The sequence below is a fragment of the Prochlorococcus marinus CUG1416 genome (assembly GCF_017695965.1).
GTDB lineage: Bacteria > Cyanobacteriota > Cyanobacteriia > PCC-6307 > Cyanobiaceae > Prochlorococcus_A.
This window is the reverse complement of record NZ_JAAORM010000001.1, coordinates 195402-212509: the sequence shown is the minus strand read 5'-3', so window position 1 is coordinate 212509 and position 17108 is coordinate 195402. Positions and strand designations below refer to the sequence as shown.

Here is a 17108-nt window from a genome sequence, read left to right as displayed (position 1 = left end):
TATGGAAATAAATCCAATTCTGCAAAATGTATTAGCACCTCCAGTTCTTTTCTTTTTGATTGGAGCAATATCAGTACTCTTTAAATCTGATTTAGAAATTCCAGCTCCATTACCTAAACTCTTTTCCTTATATCTACTATTAGCTATTGGTTTTAAAGGAGGTATAGAGATACAGAAAAGTGGGTTTACTGATCAAGTATTGCCGACTTTAAGTGCCGCGATACTAATGTCACTAGTAATCCCTCTAATTGGATTTTTAATTCTAAGATATAAGTTTGATGTCTTTAATTCAGCAGCAATAGCAGCAGCATACGGTTCAATTAGTGCTGTTACATTTATTTCCGCAGAAAGTTTTTTAGAAAGTCAAAAAATAGCTTTTGATGGGTTTATGGTTGGCGCCTTAGCTTTAATGGAATCTCCTGCAATAATTGTTGGATTATTACTTGTGAAATTTGCAGCTCCCCAAAATAGACCAAAATCAAGAAAAATGCATCTAAGCGGAATATTACATGAATCACTTTTAAATGGATCAGTGTATTTATTGCTTTCAAGCTTAATTGTGGGATTTCTAACTGCTTCTAGTAATCCCTCAGGGATTACAAAAATGGAACCATTTACTGGACAATTATTCTATGGAGCAGAATGCTTCTTCTTGTTAGATATGGGAATAGTCGCAGCTCAAAGATTGCCGAGGTTGAAAAATGCAGGTTCATTTTTAATTGGCTTTGCAATTTTCATGCCGCTATTTAATGCATTTATTGGTGTTTTCGTTGCGAGATTTTTATCTTTAGGACCTGGCAACGCACTTTTATTTGTGGTTTTATGTGCAAGCGCCTCATATTTAGCAGTTCCTGCAGCTATGAGGATGACAGTTCCAGAAGCAAAATCAAGTTATTATATTTCAACAACACTAGGTCTAACTTTCCCATTCAATATAGTTCTTGGCATTCCAATATACATGAGTTTAGTAAATACCATTATCCCACTTTCTCCTTTATAAAAATGAAAAGATTAGACTTAATATTTAGTGAAAGAGAACTAAATGCAATCATTAAAACACTAGAAAAAGCTAATGTTCCTGGATATACAGTTATGAAACACGCCACAGGCAGGGGGCCTGAAAGAGTTGTTACAGAAGATATGGAATTTACAGGGTATGGATCCAATGCTCATGTAATTGTTTTTTGTGAGCAAGAATTAATAGATAAAATGAGAGATAACATTAGGGATGATTTAAGCTATTACGGAGGAGTCGCTTATATTTCTGAAGCAACCCCCCTCTAATATTTAGTTTTCACGAATGAATCCAATCAACTCTTATATTTTTTCTACTATTTAAATATCTATCAATTGACATTGCGGCAATACATCCATCAGAAGCTGCAACAACGGCTTGCTTAAATGGTGTATTTCTTATATCTCCAATAGCCCACACTCCATCAGAGTTTGTAGACATAAAGTCATCCACAATAACTCCTCCGTCTTCTTTTAAAGCAATTTGATCCCCTAAAAAATCAGTAATTGGCTTTGAACCACTCATATAGACAAAGACTCCATCTAAATTTAAATTAATAGGATTTTCCTCTTGCTTATTTTTTACAACAACTCCGTTCACACCCATATCATCACCCAATATTTCTAATAATCTTGTTCTACTCCAATGTTTTATATTTGAATTATCCATCAATTCCATAGCTTCTTCATTATCTGATTTAGGATCACTTGATGTAATCCAATGGACAGTAGAAGCAAACTTAGTAAGAACAGTTGCCTCTTCAATTGCCTCCTTGTTCACTCCAACCACGGCAACTTCTCTATTTTTATAAAAAGCTCCATCACATGTAGCACAATAACTTACTCCTTTACCAAGAAAATCCGCTTCTCCCTTGAATGATGCAGGCCTACCCATAGCTCCACTTGCAAGAACAAGTGCTTTAGCCTTGAAGGTTCCTTCAGGTGTATAAACCGTTTTCCATTCTCCACTAGAGTCTATCCCAAACACTTGTGCTCTTCTATAGTCTGTACCATATTGCACAGCCTGTTCTCTCATTAGAGTAAGTAATTTCTCACCACTTATATCTACAGGAACACCTGGATAATTAGCTATCTGATGAGTTATAGCTAAGGCGCCAACAGATGGATTTTTATCTAAAATTACAGTCTTTAAGTTTGAACGAGATGTATAAAGTGCGCAAGTACATCCGGCCGGACCTCCACCGATAATAACTACATCTGCCTCAATGATTTCCAATTTAATAAAACTCCTTTTAGTAGTTAATTAGATGAGTTTTTGGTTAGAAGATATCTTTAATGTTAATACCTAACCTTTATCTAGATATAACTTAAAAGAAAAAATAGAAAAAAGCATAATATAGAAACAAACTTACATAGGAAAAATAAAAAATATTTATTGTCACAATTATCTATTACGTGAAATGTTCTGTATTGATCTATTATTAGATCATATCGGGTAGATTAATTGCCATAGAAACATTATATTTTTCATGACCAACTCTGATTACCTTTTAAAAGCTGCTATTAAGAAAGTAACCGAAAAATTAAACGAGATAGTGGTTGAAAAAATTGAAGAAGCAACAAATATTGCTCAGGATGCTCCAGAAATCCTCAAAAAAGAATTTGATATTTTGAAAGAATCCATCATGGAAGAAGCCTCAAGAATGGAAAAAGCAGACAATGTTCAAGAAAATGAAACCGCCAATACTTATCAAAATTCCAAAATAAAAATAGCTTTAAATGAAATTGAAATTATTAATAACCAAATTGATCTATTTAATAAAAAAATCAATAATCAAATTAAATGAGTTATTACATTCTTCATGATCTTTTTAAAAAATTGAAGAGGGGCTTTCTTATATGGATAACCCTGATTTCGCTTTTAATAATTTTGTGGCTAGATAATCTTAGATTTACAATTTTCCAAACTAAGAGCCATAAAAAAAGTAGAATCCAAATTAAACGAGCTAAGTGGTTTACTAATCAATTAATTAACCTTGGTTCAGCATTTATTAAAATTGGACAATTATTATCTGCAAGACCTGATTTAATTCCTAATACCTGGATACAGGAATTATCTAAATTGCAGGATCAAGTTCCTAATTTTTCATTTAAGCAAGTTGAAGAAACTATCCTAGAAGAACTAGGTTCAAAGTTTAATGAAATAGATCAAATAATATGCGATCCGGTTGGATCAGCATCACTAGCTCAGGTTCATAGGGGGACTTTAAAAGATGGTAAGGAAGTAGTATTTAAAGTTCAAAGACCCAATTTAAAAGAATTATTTATTATTGATTTGGGCATAATGCAGCAAATAGCAGGATTGTTGCAGAAAAATAAAAATTGGAGTCGCGGAAGAAACTGGGTTGCGATTGCGAAAGAATGCAGGAAAGTTCTTATGAAGGAACTTGATTTTAATTGTGAAGCACAATATGCAGCAAGATTTAGACAGCAATTTCTTGATGATGAAAATGTTGAAGTTCCTGAAGTAATTTGGGATATGAGTAGTGAAAAAGTGCTTTGTTTAAGTTATCTAGAAGGAACAAAAATAAGCGATTTAGAAAAATTACAATCCCAAGAAATTAATTTATCAAAAATTGCAGAAGTAGGTGCCATCAGCTACCTGAAACAATTAGTGAATTACGGTTTTTTTCATGCAGATCCTCATCCAGGTAATCTAGCAGTTTCAAATAAAGGTAAATTAATTTTTTATGATTTTGGAATGATGGGCAATATCTCAAATAACCTTCAAACAAGGCTAGGGGGAATGGTTCAGGCTGCCGCTTTAAGAGACGCCTCATCACTTGTAAGTCAATTACAACAAGCTGGTCTAATTTCAAAAGATATTGATATAGGACCAGTCAGAAGATTAGTCAGATTAATGCTTAAAGAAGCCTTAACTCCACCATTTAGTCCAAATATAATTGAGAAATTATCTGGCGATTTATACGAACTTGTTTATGAAACCCCATTTCAACTTCCAGTGGATTTAATATTTGTAATGAGAGCTTTATCAACTTTTGAAGGAGTTGGCAGAATGCTTGACCCAGGGTTTAATCTTGTATCAGTGACTAAGCCTTATTTAATAGAACTTATGACTTCTAATAATCAAACTCCTAATGATTTAATCAACCAATTTGGAAGGCAAGTAGGTGAACTAGGATCCAAAGCTGTAGGAATTCCCAAAAGAATAGATGAAAGTTTAGAAAGATTAGAGCAGGGCGATTTACAATTACAAATAAGGATGGGAGAGTCTGATAGACAATTTAAAAAAATGTTTACTGCTCAAAAAACATTAGGCCATTCAATTCTTATTGGAAGCTTATCCATTGCATCTGCTTTACTTGTAACCAATAAACAAAATAATTTTGCATTGTTGCCATTATTTTTTGCACTACCCATAAGTATTGATTGGATAAAATGCCAATTAAGTATGAGTAAAGGCTCACGTTTAGAAAAACTTAAGCGCTAGAGAAACTATATATTTTTAGGACCCAAACCTAAAGCTCCAGCAAATCTTGCTTGACTTCCCAGTTCCTCTTCAATTTTCAAAAGCCTATTATATTTTGCAATTCTTTCACTTCTACTCAAAGAGCCGGTCTTGATCTGACCAGATCTTGTGGCGACAGATAAGTCAGCAATTGTTGTATCTTCCGTCTCACCACTTCTATGACTTATAACACTTGTAAAACCGGAAGTCTTAGCTAACTCAATAGCTTCTAATGTTTCAGTTAATGTTCCAATTTGATTCACTTTTATTAGGATTGAATTAGCAGATTTTTCCATAATCCCTTTCCTTAACCTTTCTGTATTAGTAACGAATAAATCATCGCCTACAAGTTGAACTTTATTTCCCAGTTCTTTATTTAATTCTGACCAACCCTCCCAATCATCTTCTGCTAAACCGTCCTCTATTGAAACTATTGGATAATTAGAAACTAATCTTGAAAGATATGAAATCATTTCAGAACTATTTAAATTTTTTCCTTCATATTTATAAATGCCATTGTTATAAAATTCAGTACTGGCAGCATCTAAAGCTAAAGAAACTTGCTCACCAGGAATAAATCCAGCTTTTTGAATTGCTTCTAACAGTAAGTCACCTGCCTCTTCACTCGATGATAAATCAGGTGCAAATCCACCCTCATCGCCTACAGCGGTAGATAGACCTTTTTTATCCAGTAATGATTTTAATGAGTGAAAAATTTCAGTACCCATTCTTAGTGATTCACTGAAATTCTGAACTCCATGTGGGACAAGCATAAATTCCTGAAAATCAAGTCTATTTGGCGCATGAGCACCGCCATTTATTACATTCATCAATGGTACGGGAAGAAGATTAGATAATGGATCTCCAAGATATCTATAAAGGGGGATGTCTAAAGCATTTGCTGACGCTCTGGCAGTTGCAAGACTTACTGCAAGGATTGAATTAGCTCCAAGGTTGGACTTATTAGGAGTTCCATCAATTTCAATCATTAACTTATCTACCGCCGTTTGATCTAAAGCTGACAAGCCACATAAAGCCGGCGATATTGTTTCATGAATTTTATTAACAGCATTTAATACACCTTTACCCATATAATTTGAACCGCCATCTCTTAATTCATGTGCCTCATGAGCACCAGTACTGGCTCCGCTAGGAACAATTGCTATACCCCTTGCACCACATTCCAAAAAGACTTCTGCCTCGACAGTCGGATTGCCTCTTGAATCAAGGACTTGCCTTGCTTCAATAGTGTCAATAAGAAAATCAATAGTTTCTTTCACAATTTAATTATTACTATTTAAATCCTATTAATAGCTGAACTATTTGGCTAATATCTGAAATATAAATGTTTATCCAAATATAATTTTTGGTTTCAGAACAACTTAGATAAAAATAAGATTTTTGTTAATGCCTAACCCTACACAATGGCTTTCATAAGCATATTTTTAAATTTCATCTTACAATTTGAAAATTATTGGATGATTATTAATGCAGATCCTATTTAGAATATTAAATAATAATCAACTATAGTTTTATAGTTTATGAGAGAAACCCTTACATCAAGTCCTGAACTTTTTAGCGATATAAGTTGGAATCTTCTTCTATTAGGCGAAGAAACAGCAAAAAAATGGGACCATAGCGAATTTAATATTGAACACATAATTCATACATTGTTTTCATCAAGTGAATTTTTTGCTTTCATTGAAAAATTATCAATAGACCAAGATACAGTTTTAGATATAACAGAAGAATTTTTAGAAGAGAGCCCAACAAATGAGTCAGAAATTTTTACTATCGGGGAAGATTTAGAAATTCTTTTAGATAATGCAAATCAGATTAAAATTCAATGGGGATCAAGATTAATAGAAATCCCACATTTACTCATTGCTCTTGGAAGAGATTTAAGAATTGGTAATTATGTTTTTCAAGAAGGCAATCTTTCAATTGAAAAATTAGAGGAAGAATTAAAGTTTTTTCCAAATATTAATCAATCGAAAAATTCTGTTGATTATAAGAATGTAATTGAGATAAATAATCAATCTAATTTCGAATCAAATAAAGAAACTGAAGTCAAAGAAGAAAAATCAGAAAAAGCTATAGTTCCATTATCAAAAAGTGAACTTCAAAGCGAAACCAAAAAACAAGTTGACAAAGATGAAAATGCCCTTTCACTTTATGGAAAGGATTTAACAGAATCAGCTAAAAAAGGTTTACTAGATCCTGTTATTGGAAGAGAAAATGAGATCAACAATTTAATGAGGGTACTATGCAGAAGAAACAAAAATAATCCAATACTTATCGGTAATCCTGGAGTGGGTAAAACCTCAATTGCGAAACTACTTGCACAATTAATCTTAGAAAAAAAAGTACCGGATTCTCTAAAAGACTTTAAGATTATTTCACTTGACTTAGGAGCATTAGTTTCTGGGACAAAATTTAGAGGCCAACTAGAGGAACGACTAAGTTTAATACTGCAGGAATTAAACGATCCAAGCCAAGGAATGATTTTATTTATTGATGAAATCCACTCAATATTGAGTTCTGACAGATCTACTGCCGATATTAGTAATATCTTAAAACCTTTACTAGCAGAAGGAGAACTTAGATGTATTGGTACAACAACACCTGAAAAATTTCGTGAAACTATTGAAAAAGATCAGGCATTGAATAATTGCTTTCAAAAGATAGTTGTTAATGAACCTTCAGTAGAATTGAGCGCAAAAATACTGCAAGGCATCAAAAAGAAATATGAATTACATCATGGCATAAGTATTTCTGAAGACGCTGTGAATTATTCTGCAAAATTAGCCGACAGATATATTAGCGATAAATGTCTCCCTGATAAAGCAATAGATTTAATTGATGAAGCAGCTGCACAATTAAAAATCGAGTCTAATAACAAGCCTCAAATTATTCTCCAACAAGAAAACAAAATTCATACTATTGATGAAAAACTGAATAATTTGATAGATGGAAATATCGAAGAGAAAGAAAAACTATTAAATATGAGTCAACAAGCAGAGGCAAAATTGAATGTTCTTTTCGATAATTGGAATAATTTACGCGAAGAAATGGTGAAATTATCTATTTTAATGAAAGCAGAAGATAAGCTAACAAAAAAAATTAAAGACAACTCTAATTATGAGATTGTAAATGATTTTGATTTTTTAGAAAGGCTTGAAGAAGAGTTAAGTGAAATAGAGAATGAAATACAAAAAGTTAAAGGAAACTTTAAAAAAATAAAGAAAAATAGAAATTTCCCGTTCAAATATCAAGTTGAACCTGATGACATTGCTGATGTTATCTCAAAAATCACAGGTATTCCAATTTCTAAAGTAGTTTCAAATGAACGAAAGAAGTTAGTTAATTTAGAAAAAGAATTAAGTGAAAAAGTTATTGGCCAAGAAAAAGCTATAGAAGCTGTTTCTTCTGCAATTAGAAGGGCTCGCGTTGGCATGAAAAGTCCCAAAAGACCTGTTGGTTCTTTTTTATTTATGGGTCCTACAGGTGTTGGTAAAACGGAATTAGCAAAATCTCTTGCATCAGCATTATTTGATGAAGAAGGAGCACTTTTAAGATTAGATATGAGTGAATATATGGAGAAAAATGCAGTAGCAAGACTTTTGGGAGCTCCTCCAGGTTATGTTGGTTATGAAGAGGGAGGGCAATTAACTGAAGCCGTAAGACGCAAACCCTATTCAGTAATACTTCTTGATGAGATAGAAAAAGCACATACAGAAGTTTTTAATATCCTTTTACAAGTCTTAGATGAAGGAAGATTAACGGACTCTCAAGGTAGAACCGTGGACTTCAAAAATACCGTAATCATTATGACAAGTAACCTAGCTGGGAAAGTTATACTGGAGTATTCAAAAAAGATTTCTAAAAATGCAGAAAAGTTAGTAAAAGATCAACAAACTCTAGACAATTCGATTCGCAATACATTGTCTTCAATTTTTAGACCTGAATTTTTGAATAGGATTGATGAAGTAGTAAAGTTTGATCCATTATCTATTGATGAACTTCAAAAAATAATTATTATTCAAACAGAAGATTTAAAAAACCTACTTCTTGAACAGAGAATAAATATCACAATAGACAAAAAAGTTATCCAAAAAATCGCAAACGATTCCTACGAACCTGAATATGGTGCTAGACCACTTAGCAGGGAACTTAGAAGACAGATAGAAAATCCCTTAGCTGCAAAACTGTTAGAAGATAACTTTAAAAACAAAAAGAATATCATAATTAAACTTAACCCTGCCAAAAAGGATGAGATTGTTTTCAGCCCTAGCTGAGGAGTAAATCAATAAGTTAAAATAAAAATTAAAGCGTAAAGCTTAATTCTAAAAAATATTGTGACAATTCCTACTACTAATCAAGAACCTCTTAAAAAAGAGTCCCCTCAATTGGAAGAGCCTAAAAAAAAGAATAATTTTTTAAGATCTACCTACGATGAGCTTAAACTTGTCGTGTGGCCAAACAAACAACAACTTTTTAGCGAATCGGTTGCGGTTATAATTATGGTATCCTTCTCTGCGGCAGCAATAGCATCTGTCAGCAGATTCTATGGATGGGCAGCCTCGCAAATTTTTGGTTGAATATCCCTAAATATTATTTTTATTAAAGACCTTAATTAAGTTTCAAGAAAAAAAATGAGTAATGAATTGACTACAAACCTTGCTTCTTCAAAGGCAAATACTAGCATCGCAAGATGGTATGCAGTTCAAGTTGCATCAAGCTGCGAGAAAAAAGTAAAAGCAACTCTTGAGCAGAGATCAGTAACTTTAGGAGTTAATAATCGAATCATTGAAATTGAAATCCCCCAAACTCCTGGGATTAAATTAAAAAAAGATGGCAGTAGACAAACTACTGAAGAAAAAGTTTTTCCAGGTTATGTCCTCGTAAGAATGATTTTGGATGAAGATACAATGATGGCTGTAAAAAGCACTCCAAATGTAATTAACTTTGTTGGTGCTGAAGACGGTAGAGCTAGCGGGAGATCACGAGGTCATATTAAACCTCGACCATTATCCAGACAAGAAGTTAATAGAATATTCAAGCGCGCATCAGAGAAAAAAGCTGTCATCAAGTTAGATATTGAAGAAAAAGATAGAATCATAGTAACTAGTGGTCCATTCAAGGATTTCCAGGGAGAAGTTATAGAAGTTTCTGGGGAAAGAAATAAATTAAAAGCATTACTTTCAATATTTGGGCGCGAGACTCCTGTAGAATTAGAATTCTCCCAAATCAATAAACAAAATTAATTTCTAATTGTTCTTGTTTATCGAGTAAAATAATGATTTTCTACCTCAGCTTAAATTCTCTAATCTAATGGCAAAAAAAATTGTTGCAGTTATTAAGCTTGCTCTGCAAGCAGGCAAAGCAAATCCTGCTCCCCCTGTAGGGCCAGCTTTAGGACAACATGGTGTAAATATCATGGCATTTTGTAAAGAATACAATGCAAGAACACAAGATAAAGCAGGTTTTGTAATTCCAGTTGAGATTTCTGTTTTTGAAGATAGAAGCTTTACTTTTATTACAAAAACACCACCTGCTTCTGTCTTAATAACAAAAGCAGCGGGTATAGAGAAAGGATCAGGTGAATCCGCGAAAGGTTCCGTTGGGAATATAAGTAAAGCTCAATTAGAAGAAATAGCCAAAACTAAGCTTCCTGATCTAAACTGTTCTAGTGTTGAATCAGCAATGAAAGTAATAGAGGGTACTGCTCGTAATATGGGCGTCTCTATTACTGATTAAGTTCAAAACAAAATTACTCACTATTTAGGGGAGGTTAGTTAATAACCGTTTGTACCCAAAATTACTATGAAAAAACTATCAAAAAGAATGGCGGCTCTATCAACAAAGATAGAAGATCGTATTTACGCCCCACTTGAAGCCCTTAGTATTATCAAGGAGAATGCCAACGCTAAATTTGATGAAACTATTGAAGCCCATATACGTTTAGGTATTGATCCAAAATATACTGATCAACAATTAAGGACCACAGTCGCTTTACCAAATGGTACTGGCCAAAGCATCAGAATTGCAGTAATCACAAGCGGTGAGAATGTATCGAAAGCTAAGTCTGCTGGTGCAGATTTATTTGGAGAGGAAGATCTTGTGGAAAGCATCAACAAAGGAAATATGGATTTTGATCTACTTATTGCAACTCCAGATATGATGCCAAAGGTTGCAAAATTAGGACGAGTTTTAGGACCTAGAGGTTTAATGCCTAACCCTAAAGCTGGTACAGTGACTAATGATATTGCTAATGCAATAAAAGAATTCAAAGCTGGTAAGCTCGAATTTAGAGCAGACAAAGCAGGTATTGTTCATGTCCGCTTTGGAAAAGCCAGTTTTACAAAAGAGGCGCTATTTGACAACTTAAAAACCTTACAAGAATCAATTGATAAAAACAAACCAAGTGGAGCTAAAGGAAAGTATTGGAAAAGTTTTTATATAACTTCAACTATGGGACCTTCTGTTCAAGTAGACATAAATGCCATACAAGATTACCAACCTGAAGGTTAACCCTTTGTAGTATAATTTAAAGTGCAATAATACGGCCAAAGAAAGTAGGTTTATTTAGTTATTCTAAATTTTTAATTCCTACCGAGGACTCGTCTTAATTATTTCTTTTTGGATCTAATAAAAGCGGCCTCTTTTAAAAGAACTTTGCCGCATTTCCTGCTCTCCCTAAATTACGATCCAAAAAAACACAATGGGCCGAACACTAGAGAATAAGCAACAAATCGTTACTGAGATTAAATCTCTTTTAAACGACTCGGAAATGGCTGTAGTTCTTGACTATAAAGGTTTAACTATCAAAGAGATGTCAGATTTGCGATCTAGATTGCAAACAACTAACGGCATTTGCAAAGTTACTAAAAATTCATTAATGCGTAAAGCTATTGATGGAGATAGTAATTGGAACGATCTTGAATCTTTACTGACCGGAACAAATGCTTTTGTCTTAATCAAAGAAGATGTTGGTGGTGCTGTAAAAGCAATCCGATCTTTTCAAAAAGACACCAAAAAATCCGAAACCAAAGGAGCTTTATTTGAAGGCAGACTTCTTAGCGATTCTGAAATTAAAGAAATTGCAAGTCTTCCATCTAAAGAAGTATTGATGGCAAAAATTGCTGGCGCTCTAAATGGCGTTGCATCAAAAATTGCAATCTCTATCAATGAAGTGCCTTCTGGACTTGCTAGATCACTTAAACAACATTCTGAAAAATCAGAATCTTAAATTCAAAACCTAATTAATTTTTAAGAAAATGTCCGCAAAAACTGAAGAAATTCTTGAATCATTAAAATCTCTCTCACTTTTAGAAGCTTCTGAGCTTGTAAAGCAAATTGAAGAGGCTTTTGGTGTATCTGCTGCAGCTTCTGCAGGTGTAGTAATGGCAGCTCCAGGAGCAGCTGGCAGCGATGGAGATGGTGGCGCTGCTGAAGAAAAAACTGAATTTGATGTAGTTCTCGAAAGCTTTGATGCAGCTGCAAAAATCAAAGTCCTTAAGGTTGTAAGAAATGCAACTGGTCTAGGTCTTGGTGATGCAAAAGCGCTTGTTGAATCAGCACCAAAGACAGTAAAAGAAGGAATCGCTAAAGCAGACGCTGAATCTTTAAAGAAAGAGATTGAAGAAGCTGGCGGTAAAGTTACACTTAAGTAAAAGTAGATTTTTTCAAGCCGATAACCTTAATATCGGCTTCAAAAATTATGAATAGTGATAGTATTGCAATTGAAGCTGCAACAGATGGAGCCTGCAGTGGTAATCCAGGCCCAGGTGGTTGGGGTGGTTTAATAATTTTTGATGATAACAGTGAATTAGAAATAGGTGGTTCCGAAGAAAATACCACTAATAATAGAATGGAACTGACAGCGGCTATAAAAACTCTTGAGAAATTAAAAAACTATAAATTAAAAGAGAACTTTAAATTAAGAACTGACAGTAAATATGTCATAGAAGGGTATACAAAATGGATTCTTAATTGGAAGAGAAATGGATGGAAAACAAGCGCAGGAAAATCAGTTCAAAATCTTGATTTATGGCAAAAAATAGATCAATTAAGAATTAATGGCCTAATAATGGAATATGTCAAAGGTCATAGCGGGGATAGACAAAATGATAGGGTTGATAAAATCGCAACTAATTACAGCAAAGGCATATCTATAGTAAGTAACTTAAAAGAAGCAGAATCCTCAGTTGACTTTTTAAAAAAAAATGCACCCGCAGAAATTCAGGAATTATTTTCAAGGAATGAATTAATCCAAAAATTTGCAGAAAAAAAGTACTTGTTAAGTTCACTAGAACTAAGTAAATTATTGGGTAAAGAAAACCACTTAGAGATAAAACAATATTTATTTTTTGAATGGCGTAATTGGAGATTGATTCCTAAAGATAAAAAATATTGGATAATAGAAAAAAAAGAATCCTAATTTTTTATGAATGAACAGAAGGGGGTATTTAAAAATCTTTATAAAAGCTTAATGAACCCCATACTAAAAAAAGACACTGGAATAGATGCAGAATATTTAACAAATTTATCTCTTAGCCTTCTATCATTCAGTTCAAGAAAACATAATTGGCCTATAGTTTCATCAATCCTAAAAAATCTAAATCAAGAATTTTCCATAGTTGATAATAGGTTAAGTCAGAACATATGTGGAATAAATTTTTGTAATCCTATTGGTTTAGCTGCAGGTTTTGATAAAAATGGCAATGCTGCAAATATATGGAGAGATTTTGGTTTTGGATTTGCTGAACTTGGTACCGTAACTAAATTTGCTCAAGAGGGCAATCCCAAACCAAGGTTATTTAGATTAGCGGAAGAAGAGGCAGCATTAAATAGGATGGGTTTCAATAATAATGGGGCTGAAAATCTAGTTAAAAACTTTCTTGAACAAGGTATTGAGTTGAAAAAAAACAGGAAGAATATTTGTTTGGGAATAAATTTCGGCAAATCTAAAATTACAGTTTTATCTCAAGCAAAAGATGATTATTTAACTTCTCTAAAATTATTAATTCCATATTGTGATTACGCAGCAATAAACGTAAGTTCTCCGAATACTGAAGGACTAAGAAAGTTGCAAGATCCAATTCTTCTAAAAGAACTTCTTAAAGAAATTAAAAACTTACCTAATTGTCCTCCATTATTTGTAAAAATTGCGCCAGATTTAAGCCTTCAAGATATAGAAGATATTTGCCAATTAATAATCGAGGAAAACATCGATGGAATAATTGCTACTAACACCAGCATTGATAGATTAGGTCTTGAAGATAGAAAGATCAGGCAAACCGGATTATTACTTTCTGAAGAGAATGGAGGATTAAGTGGAAGGCCTCTACAAAAAAAAGCAACTCAAATAATAAAACATATTCATAATATTGATAAAAAGATTATTTTAATTGGCGTTGGTGGGATCGATAGTCCTGAGTCAGCTTGGGAAAGAATTTGTTCTGGAGCATCATTAATTCAAGTTTATACAGGATGGATATATAAGGGTCCACAATTAGTACCCGACATACTTCAAGGAATTATAAAGCAACTCAATAACCATCAATTATCTAATATAAAAGAGGCCATTGGATCAGATTTAAAATGGGTTGAATAAAATTAGAAAATGAATAAGTAATAATGAATAAATCCGAACCTAATAATTACTCAACAGAAGCCATGCAAATATCAAACTTAAAGCATGGAGGAAATGTATATGCATATGCAAAAAAATTAAATTTATTACCCTCAGAAATCATTGATGCAAGTGCCTCATTAGTACCCTTTGATCCCCCTCAAATAGTAATAGATTCATTAAATAAAGAAATTAAGAATCTTGGATTTAAATATTATCCTGAGAGAAACTTAAGTGATTTGAAAGAAATCATTAGTCAATTTCATGGCATACATCCAGACAATATATTGCCTGGAAATGGAGCTTCTGAGCTAATAACCTGGGCAGGTTATGAAGCATCCAAATTTGGAACCAGTTGTATTCCATCTCCATGCTTTATTGATTATGAAAGATCTTTAAATTGTTGGAATAGTAATTTTATACATTGCGAATTACCAAAAAACTGGAATAATAATTTTCCTCAATCATTTCCACTTCATCCTAAAGGTGATGTTATTTGGATAACAAATCCTCATAACCCCACCGGCCAATTGTGGGAGAAAAATTCATTAGAGGAAATTATAAAAAAATATAAATTAGTTATCTGTGATGAGGCTTTCTTATCGATGACACCTAATGGAGAGAAAGAATCTTTAATACCACTAACCAAAAAATATGATAATTTATTAGTCTTGAGAAGCTTGACCAAAATCTTCAATATCCCTGGTCTTAGATTAGGTTACGTTATTGGCTCATATAAAAAACTTAAACAATGGAAAATCAAGAGAGATCCCTGGCCATTAAATTCCTTTGCCATTAAAGCGGGAATTGACCTACTAAGTAATAACCAATTCTATGAACAATGGACAAGGCAGATTCACAGCTGGATCAACATTGAAAGAGAAAGAGTATATAAAAAACTATCAAAAATTGAAAACCTTAAAGTTCATAAATCTTCAACCAACTTTTTTTTAATAGAAAGTAAAACATCCTTATCGCCGAATATAAAATATTTAGAAAATAAGGGAATATTGCTTAGAGAATGTACTTCATTTAGATTTCTTGATGAAAAGTGGGCAAGAATAAGTTTGCAGAGTAATAAAAAAAACACTCTTTTATGTAAAGAAATTCAAAACTCCTTCAAAAAATAATTAATAAATTTTTTAATCTCAATTTTAGATTTGATTTTATTATTATTTTCCATATTCTTCCTCATAAGATCTAATATTTTATATTGATTTTCTCCATTTTTTGATTTTATTTTAAAAATTCTTTCTAGAGTTCCTTCAAAAACTTCTTTAGAAATTTTATTTTGATTCATTAAAACTGAGCCTCCAATTTCAGCAAGAATCATTGCATTTTTCTCCTGGTGATTATTTTTAGAATAAGGAAATGGAATTAAAATTGAAGGTTTTTGAGTCTCTATTAGTTCATTTATTGTTCCTGAACCAGATCTAGATATTACAAGATCACAGTTCTGAATTAAAGCTGCGATTTCATTAGTAAATTTCTTTTGAACATAATTTTTGAAATTTTTTACATGAAAGGATTCTTGATTATATCCACCAATAATATGAACTATCCGAAACTGTTTTTTCATTAAAAATTCTAGAGATGCGTAAAGAATTTGATTTATAGCTTTTGCTCCTTGACTACCTCCCATAACAATCAAAAGAGGTCCTTTTCCTTTTGGAACCCATTCTGGCAAAAGATTAGATTGATAGAATTGCTCTCTTAAAGGGGTACCAGTGAAAATAGTTTTACAATTTTTTAAATAAGAATTTGTTTTCTTAAATCCTAAGAAAACATAGTTACATAAAAAACCAAAATATTTCGTGACCATTCCTGGAATTAAATTTGATTCATGAATAATTACAGGTATCCGGAGAAGTTTTGAAGCAACAATAGTAGGTGCTGAAATATAACCTCCAGTCGTAAATACTAAGTTAATTTTTTTTTCTTTTAAAATCCTAATTATTTGGAAAGTTGACATTAAAATTTCTATATATTGATAAAATAAAAAAATATTTTTTCTTGGTGTCTTTATATTCAAAGTTCTCAAATTATATTTTTTAGGAATAAAATTCCCATCATGTCTTTGATTAATCCCCAACCAATGAATATTCCATTCATCTTCTACCTCTTTAGAAACTGCTAAAGCTGGAAAAATATGACCTCCTGTTCCACTAGCTGCAATTAATAAATTATTTTTTTTAGACATAAAAAATTTAATTAGTAGAATGAAAATAAAAAATGATAAATATGTTTAATTTAAACTTATTCAAAAATATAGGAGTTCCTCTCTACTTACTTATTTATCTCATTATTCCCTATTCAGCAATAACGCAAACTTTAAAAGTTGATTTTATAAGAAATCTAGAAAACTCTTTAAATGCTAGAGATTTAGAATTTATTAGAAATAATTTTAGAAATGATGAAAGCCAAAACATAGCAAAACAATTTTCAAAGATTATTAATGATTTCCCTGATAGCAAATGGAAGATCAAAAGATTTAAATCTAATATTCCAAATAAAGATATTTTGAAAATAAAAGTTTCTGGGGAAAAAATAGTTAATGGAGAAATACATATCCTCGAATCCAATTTTGATTATTTATTTTCAATAGTAAATGGAAAAATAGATGAAGGGATTATCAAAAATTTATTCACAACAATAAGAAATGATGATGAGAAGATAGATATTAGTTTTAAAATTCCTGATAGAGTACTTACTGGTTCAACATATGATATCGATATTATTATAAATAAGCCTCTTGAAGAAGTGATTATTGCTGGAGCTATAAAACCTCATCAAGTAAATTCATTTTTTGAACAAGAAATATTATTGGAGCCATTAGCGGCTGGAGGAATTTTTAAAATAACACGAGCTCCTTCAAAACCAGGAATACAAATATGGTCAGGGATTATAGCTCACCCAAAAGGAATGATAACTTTCACAAAGAGTATAGATATTGTTGCTGAGATATAG

18 protein-coding genes are annotated in these 17108 nt (G+C 32.3%); 15 read left to right on the top strand and 3 right to left on the bottom strand.

The genetic code is table 11. The features are described 5' to 3' along the window. Position 1: 1 nt before the first annotated feature. Together HA146_RS01145 and HA146_RS01140 are read left to right on the top strand one after the other, a co-directional pair. Positions 2–1000 carry a sodium-dependent bicarbonate transport family permease gene (locus HA146_RS01145; protein WP_209107771.1) on the top strand — a complete coding sequence of 333 codons (999 nt, stop codon included), beginning with the start codon at positions 2–4 and terminating at the stop codon, positions 998–1000. A gap of 2 nt (positions 1001–1002) precedes the next feature. After that, positions 1003–1284 (top strand): P-II family nitrogen regulator, encoded by a 282-nt coding sequence (locus HA146_RS01140; protein WP_209107770.1) that lies wholly within the window; start codon positions 1003–1005, stop codon positions 1282–1284. A 10-nt stretch (positions 1285–1294) separates the two neighbouring features. On the opposite strand, the gene HA146_RS01135 is transcribed toward HA146_RS01140, so the two are convergent. After that, a complete protein-coding gene (locus HA146_RS01135) occupies positions 1295–2251 on the bottom strand; it encodes an NAD(P)/FAD-dependent oxidoreductase (protein WP_209107769.1) in 957 nt (318 codons plus the stop codon). Positions 2252–2504: 253 nt separating this feature from the next. Between HA146_RS01135 and HA146_RS01130 the strand changes: the two genes are divergently transcribed. Both HA146_RS01130 and HA146_RS01125 read left to right on the top strand, forming a co-directional pair. After that, complete coding sequence (locus HA146_RS01130; RefSeq protein ID WP_209107768.1) at positions 2505–2822, top strand: hypothetical protein; 318 nt, start codon at positions 2505–2507, stop codon at positions 2820–2822. After that, positions 2819–4486, top strand: a complete 1668-nt coding sequence (locus tag HA146_RS01125; protein ID WP_209107767.1) for an ABC1 kinase family protein — start codon at positions 2819–2821, stop codon at positions 4484–4486. The genes HA146_RS01130 and HA146_RS01125 overlap by 4 nt, the downstream gene beginning before the upstream one ends. Before the next feature lie 5 nt (positions 4487–4491). Here HA146_RS01125 and eno read toward each other — a convergent pair whose 3' ends face one another. Further along, positions 4492–5784: a phosphopyruvate hydratase gene (gene eno, locus HA146_RS01120; RefSeq protein ID WP_209107766.1), complete on the bottom strand. Its 1293-nt coding sequence runs from the start codon at positions 5782–5784 to the stop codon at positions 4492–4494. A gap of 261 nt (positions 5785–6045) precedes the next feature. Here eno and HA146_RS01115 point away from each other — a divergent pair, with 261 nt between their 5' ends. The 10 genes from HA146_RS01115 (at position 6046) to HA146_RS01070 (ending at position 15271) form a co-directional block, all read left to right on the top strand. Continuing rightward, positions 6046–8802 carry an ATP-dependent Clp protease ATP-binding subunit gene (locus HA146_RS01115; protein WP_209107765.1) on the top strand — a complete coding sequence of 919 codons (2757 nt, stop codon included), beginning with the start codon at positions 6046–6048 and terminating at the stop codon, positions 8800–8802. 60 nt (positions 8803–8862) lie between these two features. Further along, the gene (secE, locus tag HA146_RS01110) at positions 8863–9105 is read left to right on the top strand and encodes a preprotein translocase subunit SecE (RefSeq protein WP_209107764.1); all 243 of its coding nucleotides are present in this window, start codon (positions 8863–8865) and stop codon (positions 9103–9105) included. Positions 9106–9159: 54 nt separating this feature from the next. Beyond that, the gene (nusG, locus tag HA146_RS01105) at positions 9160–9771 is read left to right on the top strand and encodes a transcription termination/antitermination protein NusG (RefSeq protein WP_209107763.1); all 612 of its coding nucleotides are present in this window, start codon (positions 9160–9162) and stop codon (positions 9769–9771) included. Positions 9772–9838: 67 nt separating this feature from the next. Then, entirely contained in the window at positions 9839–10264 is a 426-nt protein-coding gene (rplK, locus tag HA146_RS01100; RefSeq protein WP_002805232.1) for a 50S ribosomal protein L11, read from the top strand. Between the two features lie 66 nt (positions 10265–10330). Next, complete coding sequence (gene rplA, locus HA146_RS01095) at positions 10331–11038, top strand: 50S ribosomal protein L1 (RefSeq protein ID WP_209107762.1); 708 nt, start codon at positions 10331–10333, stop codon at positions 11036–11038. A 190-nt stretch (positions 11039–11228) separates the two neighbouring features. Then, complete coding sequence (rplJ, locus tag HA146_RS01090; protein WP_209107761.1) at positions 11229–11756, top strand: 50S ribosomal protein L10; 528 nt, start codon at positions 11229–11231, stop codon at positions 11754–11756. Positions 11757–11784: 28 nt separating this feature from the next. Next, the gene (rplL, locus tag HA146_RS01085; RefSeq protein WP_209107760.1) at positions 11785–12180 is read left to right on the top strand and encodes a 50S ribosomal protein L7/L12; all 396 of its coding nucleotides are present in this window, start codon (positions 11785–11787) and stop codon (positions 12178–12180) included. A 47-nt stretch (positions 12181–12227) separates the two neighbouring features. Then, the gene (locus tag HA146_RS01080) at positions 12228–12947 is read left to right on the top strand and encodes a ribonuclease H family protein (protein WP_209107759.1); all 720 of its coding nucleotides are present in this window, start codon (positions 12228–12230) and stop codon (positions 12945–12947) included. 6 nt (positions 12948–12953) lie between these two features. Next, positions 12954–14123: a quinone-dependent dihydroorotate dehydrogenase gene (locus HA146_RS01075; RefSeq protein WP_209107758.1), complete on the top strand. Its 1170-nt coding sequence runs from the start codon at positions 12954–12956 to the stop codon at positions 14121–14123. Positions 14124–14146: 23 nt separating this feature from the next. Beyond that, positions 14147–15271 carry a pyridoxal phosphate-dependent aminotransferase gene (locus HA146_RS01070; RefSeq protein ID WP_209107757.1) on the top strand — a complete coding sequence of 375 codons (1125 nt, stop codon included), beginning with the start codon at positions 14147–14149 and terminating at the stop codon, positions 15269–15271. Here the strand turns inward: HA146_RS01070 and HA146_RS01065 are convergent. Then, positions 15250–16341 carry a UDP-N-acetylglucosamine--N-acetylmuramyl-(pentapeptide) pyrophosphoryl-undecaprenol N-acetylglucosamine transferase gene (locus HA146_RS01065; protein WP_209107756.1) on the bottom strand — a complete coding sequence of 364 codons (1092 nt, stop codon included), beginning with the start codon at positions 16339–16341 and terminating at the stop codon, positions 15250–15252. The genes HA146_RS01070 and HA146_RS01065 overlap by 22 nt on opposite strands. 41 nt (positions 16342–16382) lie before the next feature. Here HA146_RS01065 and HA146_RS01060 point away from each other — a divergent pair, with 41 nt between their 5' ends. After that, the gene (locus HA146_RS01060) at positions 16383–17108 is read left to right on the top strand and encodes a hypothetical protein (RefSeq protein WP_209107755.1); all 726 of its coding nucleotides are present in this window, start codon (positions 16383–16385) and stop codon (positions 17106–17108) included.

What these genes read in the sequence shown, in the direction of transcription:
- HA146_RS01070 (WP_209107757.1), top strand. Translation starts at nt 14,147, where the DNA reads ATGAATAAATCCGAACCTAATAATTACTCAACAGAAGCCATGCAAATA.
- rplK (WP_002805232.1), top strand. Translation starts at nt 9,839, where the DNA reads ATGGCAAAAAAAATTGTTGCAGTTATTAAGCTTGCTCTGCAAGCAGGC.
- HA146_RS01140 (WP_209107770.1), top strand. Translation starts at nt 1,003, where the DNA reads ATGAAAAGATTAGACTTAATATTTAGTGAAAGAGAACTAAATGCAATC.
- HA146_RS01125 (WP_209107767.1), top strand. Translation starts at nt 2,819, where the DNA reads ATGAGTTATTACATTCTTCATGATCTTTTTAAAAAATTGAAGAGGGGC.
- rplJ (WP_209107761.1), top strand. Translation starts at nt 11,229, where the DNA reads ATGGGCCGAACACTAGAGAATAAGCAACAAATCGTTACTGAGATTAAA.
- rplL (WP_209107760.1), top strand. Translation starts at nt 11,785, where the DNA reads ATGTCCGCAAAAACTGAAGAAATTCTTGAATCATTAAAATCTCTCTCA.
- HA146_RS01145 (WP_209107771.1), top strand. Translation starts at nt 2, where the DNA reads ATGGAAATAAATCCAATTCTGCAAAATGTATTAGCACCTCCAGTTCTT.
- HA146_RS01080 (WP_209107759.1), top strand. Translation starts at nt 12,228, where the DNA reads ATGAATAGTGATAGTATTGCAATTGAAGCTGCAACAGATGGAGCCTGC.
- HA146_RS01065 (WP_209107756.1), bottom strand. Translation starts at nt 16,341, where the DNA reads ATGTCTAAAAAAAATAATTTATTAATTGCAGCTAGTGGAACAGGAGGT.
- nusG (WP_209107763.1), top strand. Translation starts at nt 9,160, where the DNA reads ATGAGTAATGAATTGACTACAAACCTTGCTTCTTCAAAGGCAAATACT.
- HA146_RS01075 (WP_209107758.1), top strand. Translation starts at nt 12,954, where the DNA reads ATGAATGAACAGAAGGGGGTATTTAAAAATCTTTATAAAAGCTTAATG.
- rplA (WP_209107762.1), top strand. Translation starts at nt 10,331, where the DNA reads ATGAAAAAACTATCAAAAAGAATGGCGGCTCTATCAACAAAGATAGAA.
- HA146_RS01115 (WP_209107765.1), top strand. Translation starts at nt 6,046, where the DNA reads ATGAGAGAAACCCTTACATCAAGTCCTGAACTTTTTAGCGATATAAGT.
- HA146_RS01060 (WP_209107755.1), top strand. Translation starts at nt 16,383, where the DNA reads ATGTTTAATTTAAACTTATTCAAAAATATAGGAGTTCCTCTCTACTTA.
- HA146_RS01130 (WP_209107768.1), top strand. Translation starts at nt 2,505, where the DNA reads ATGACCAACTCTGATTACCTTTTAAAAGCTGCTATTAAGAAAGTAACC.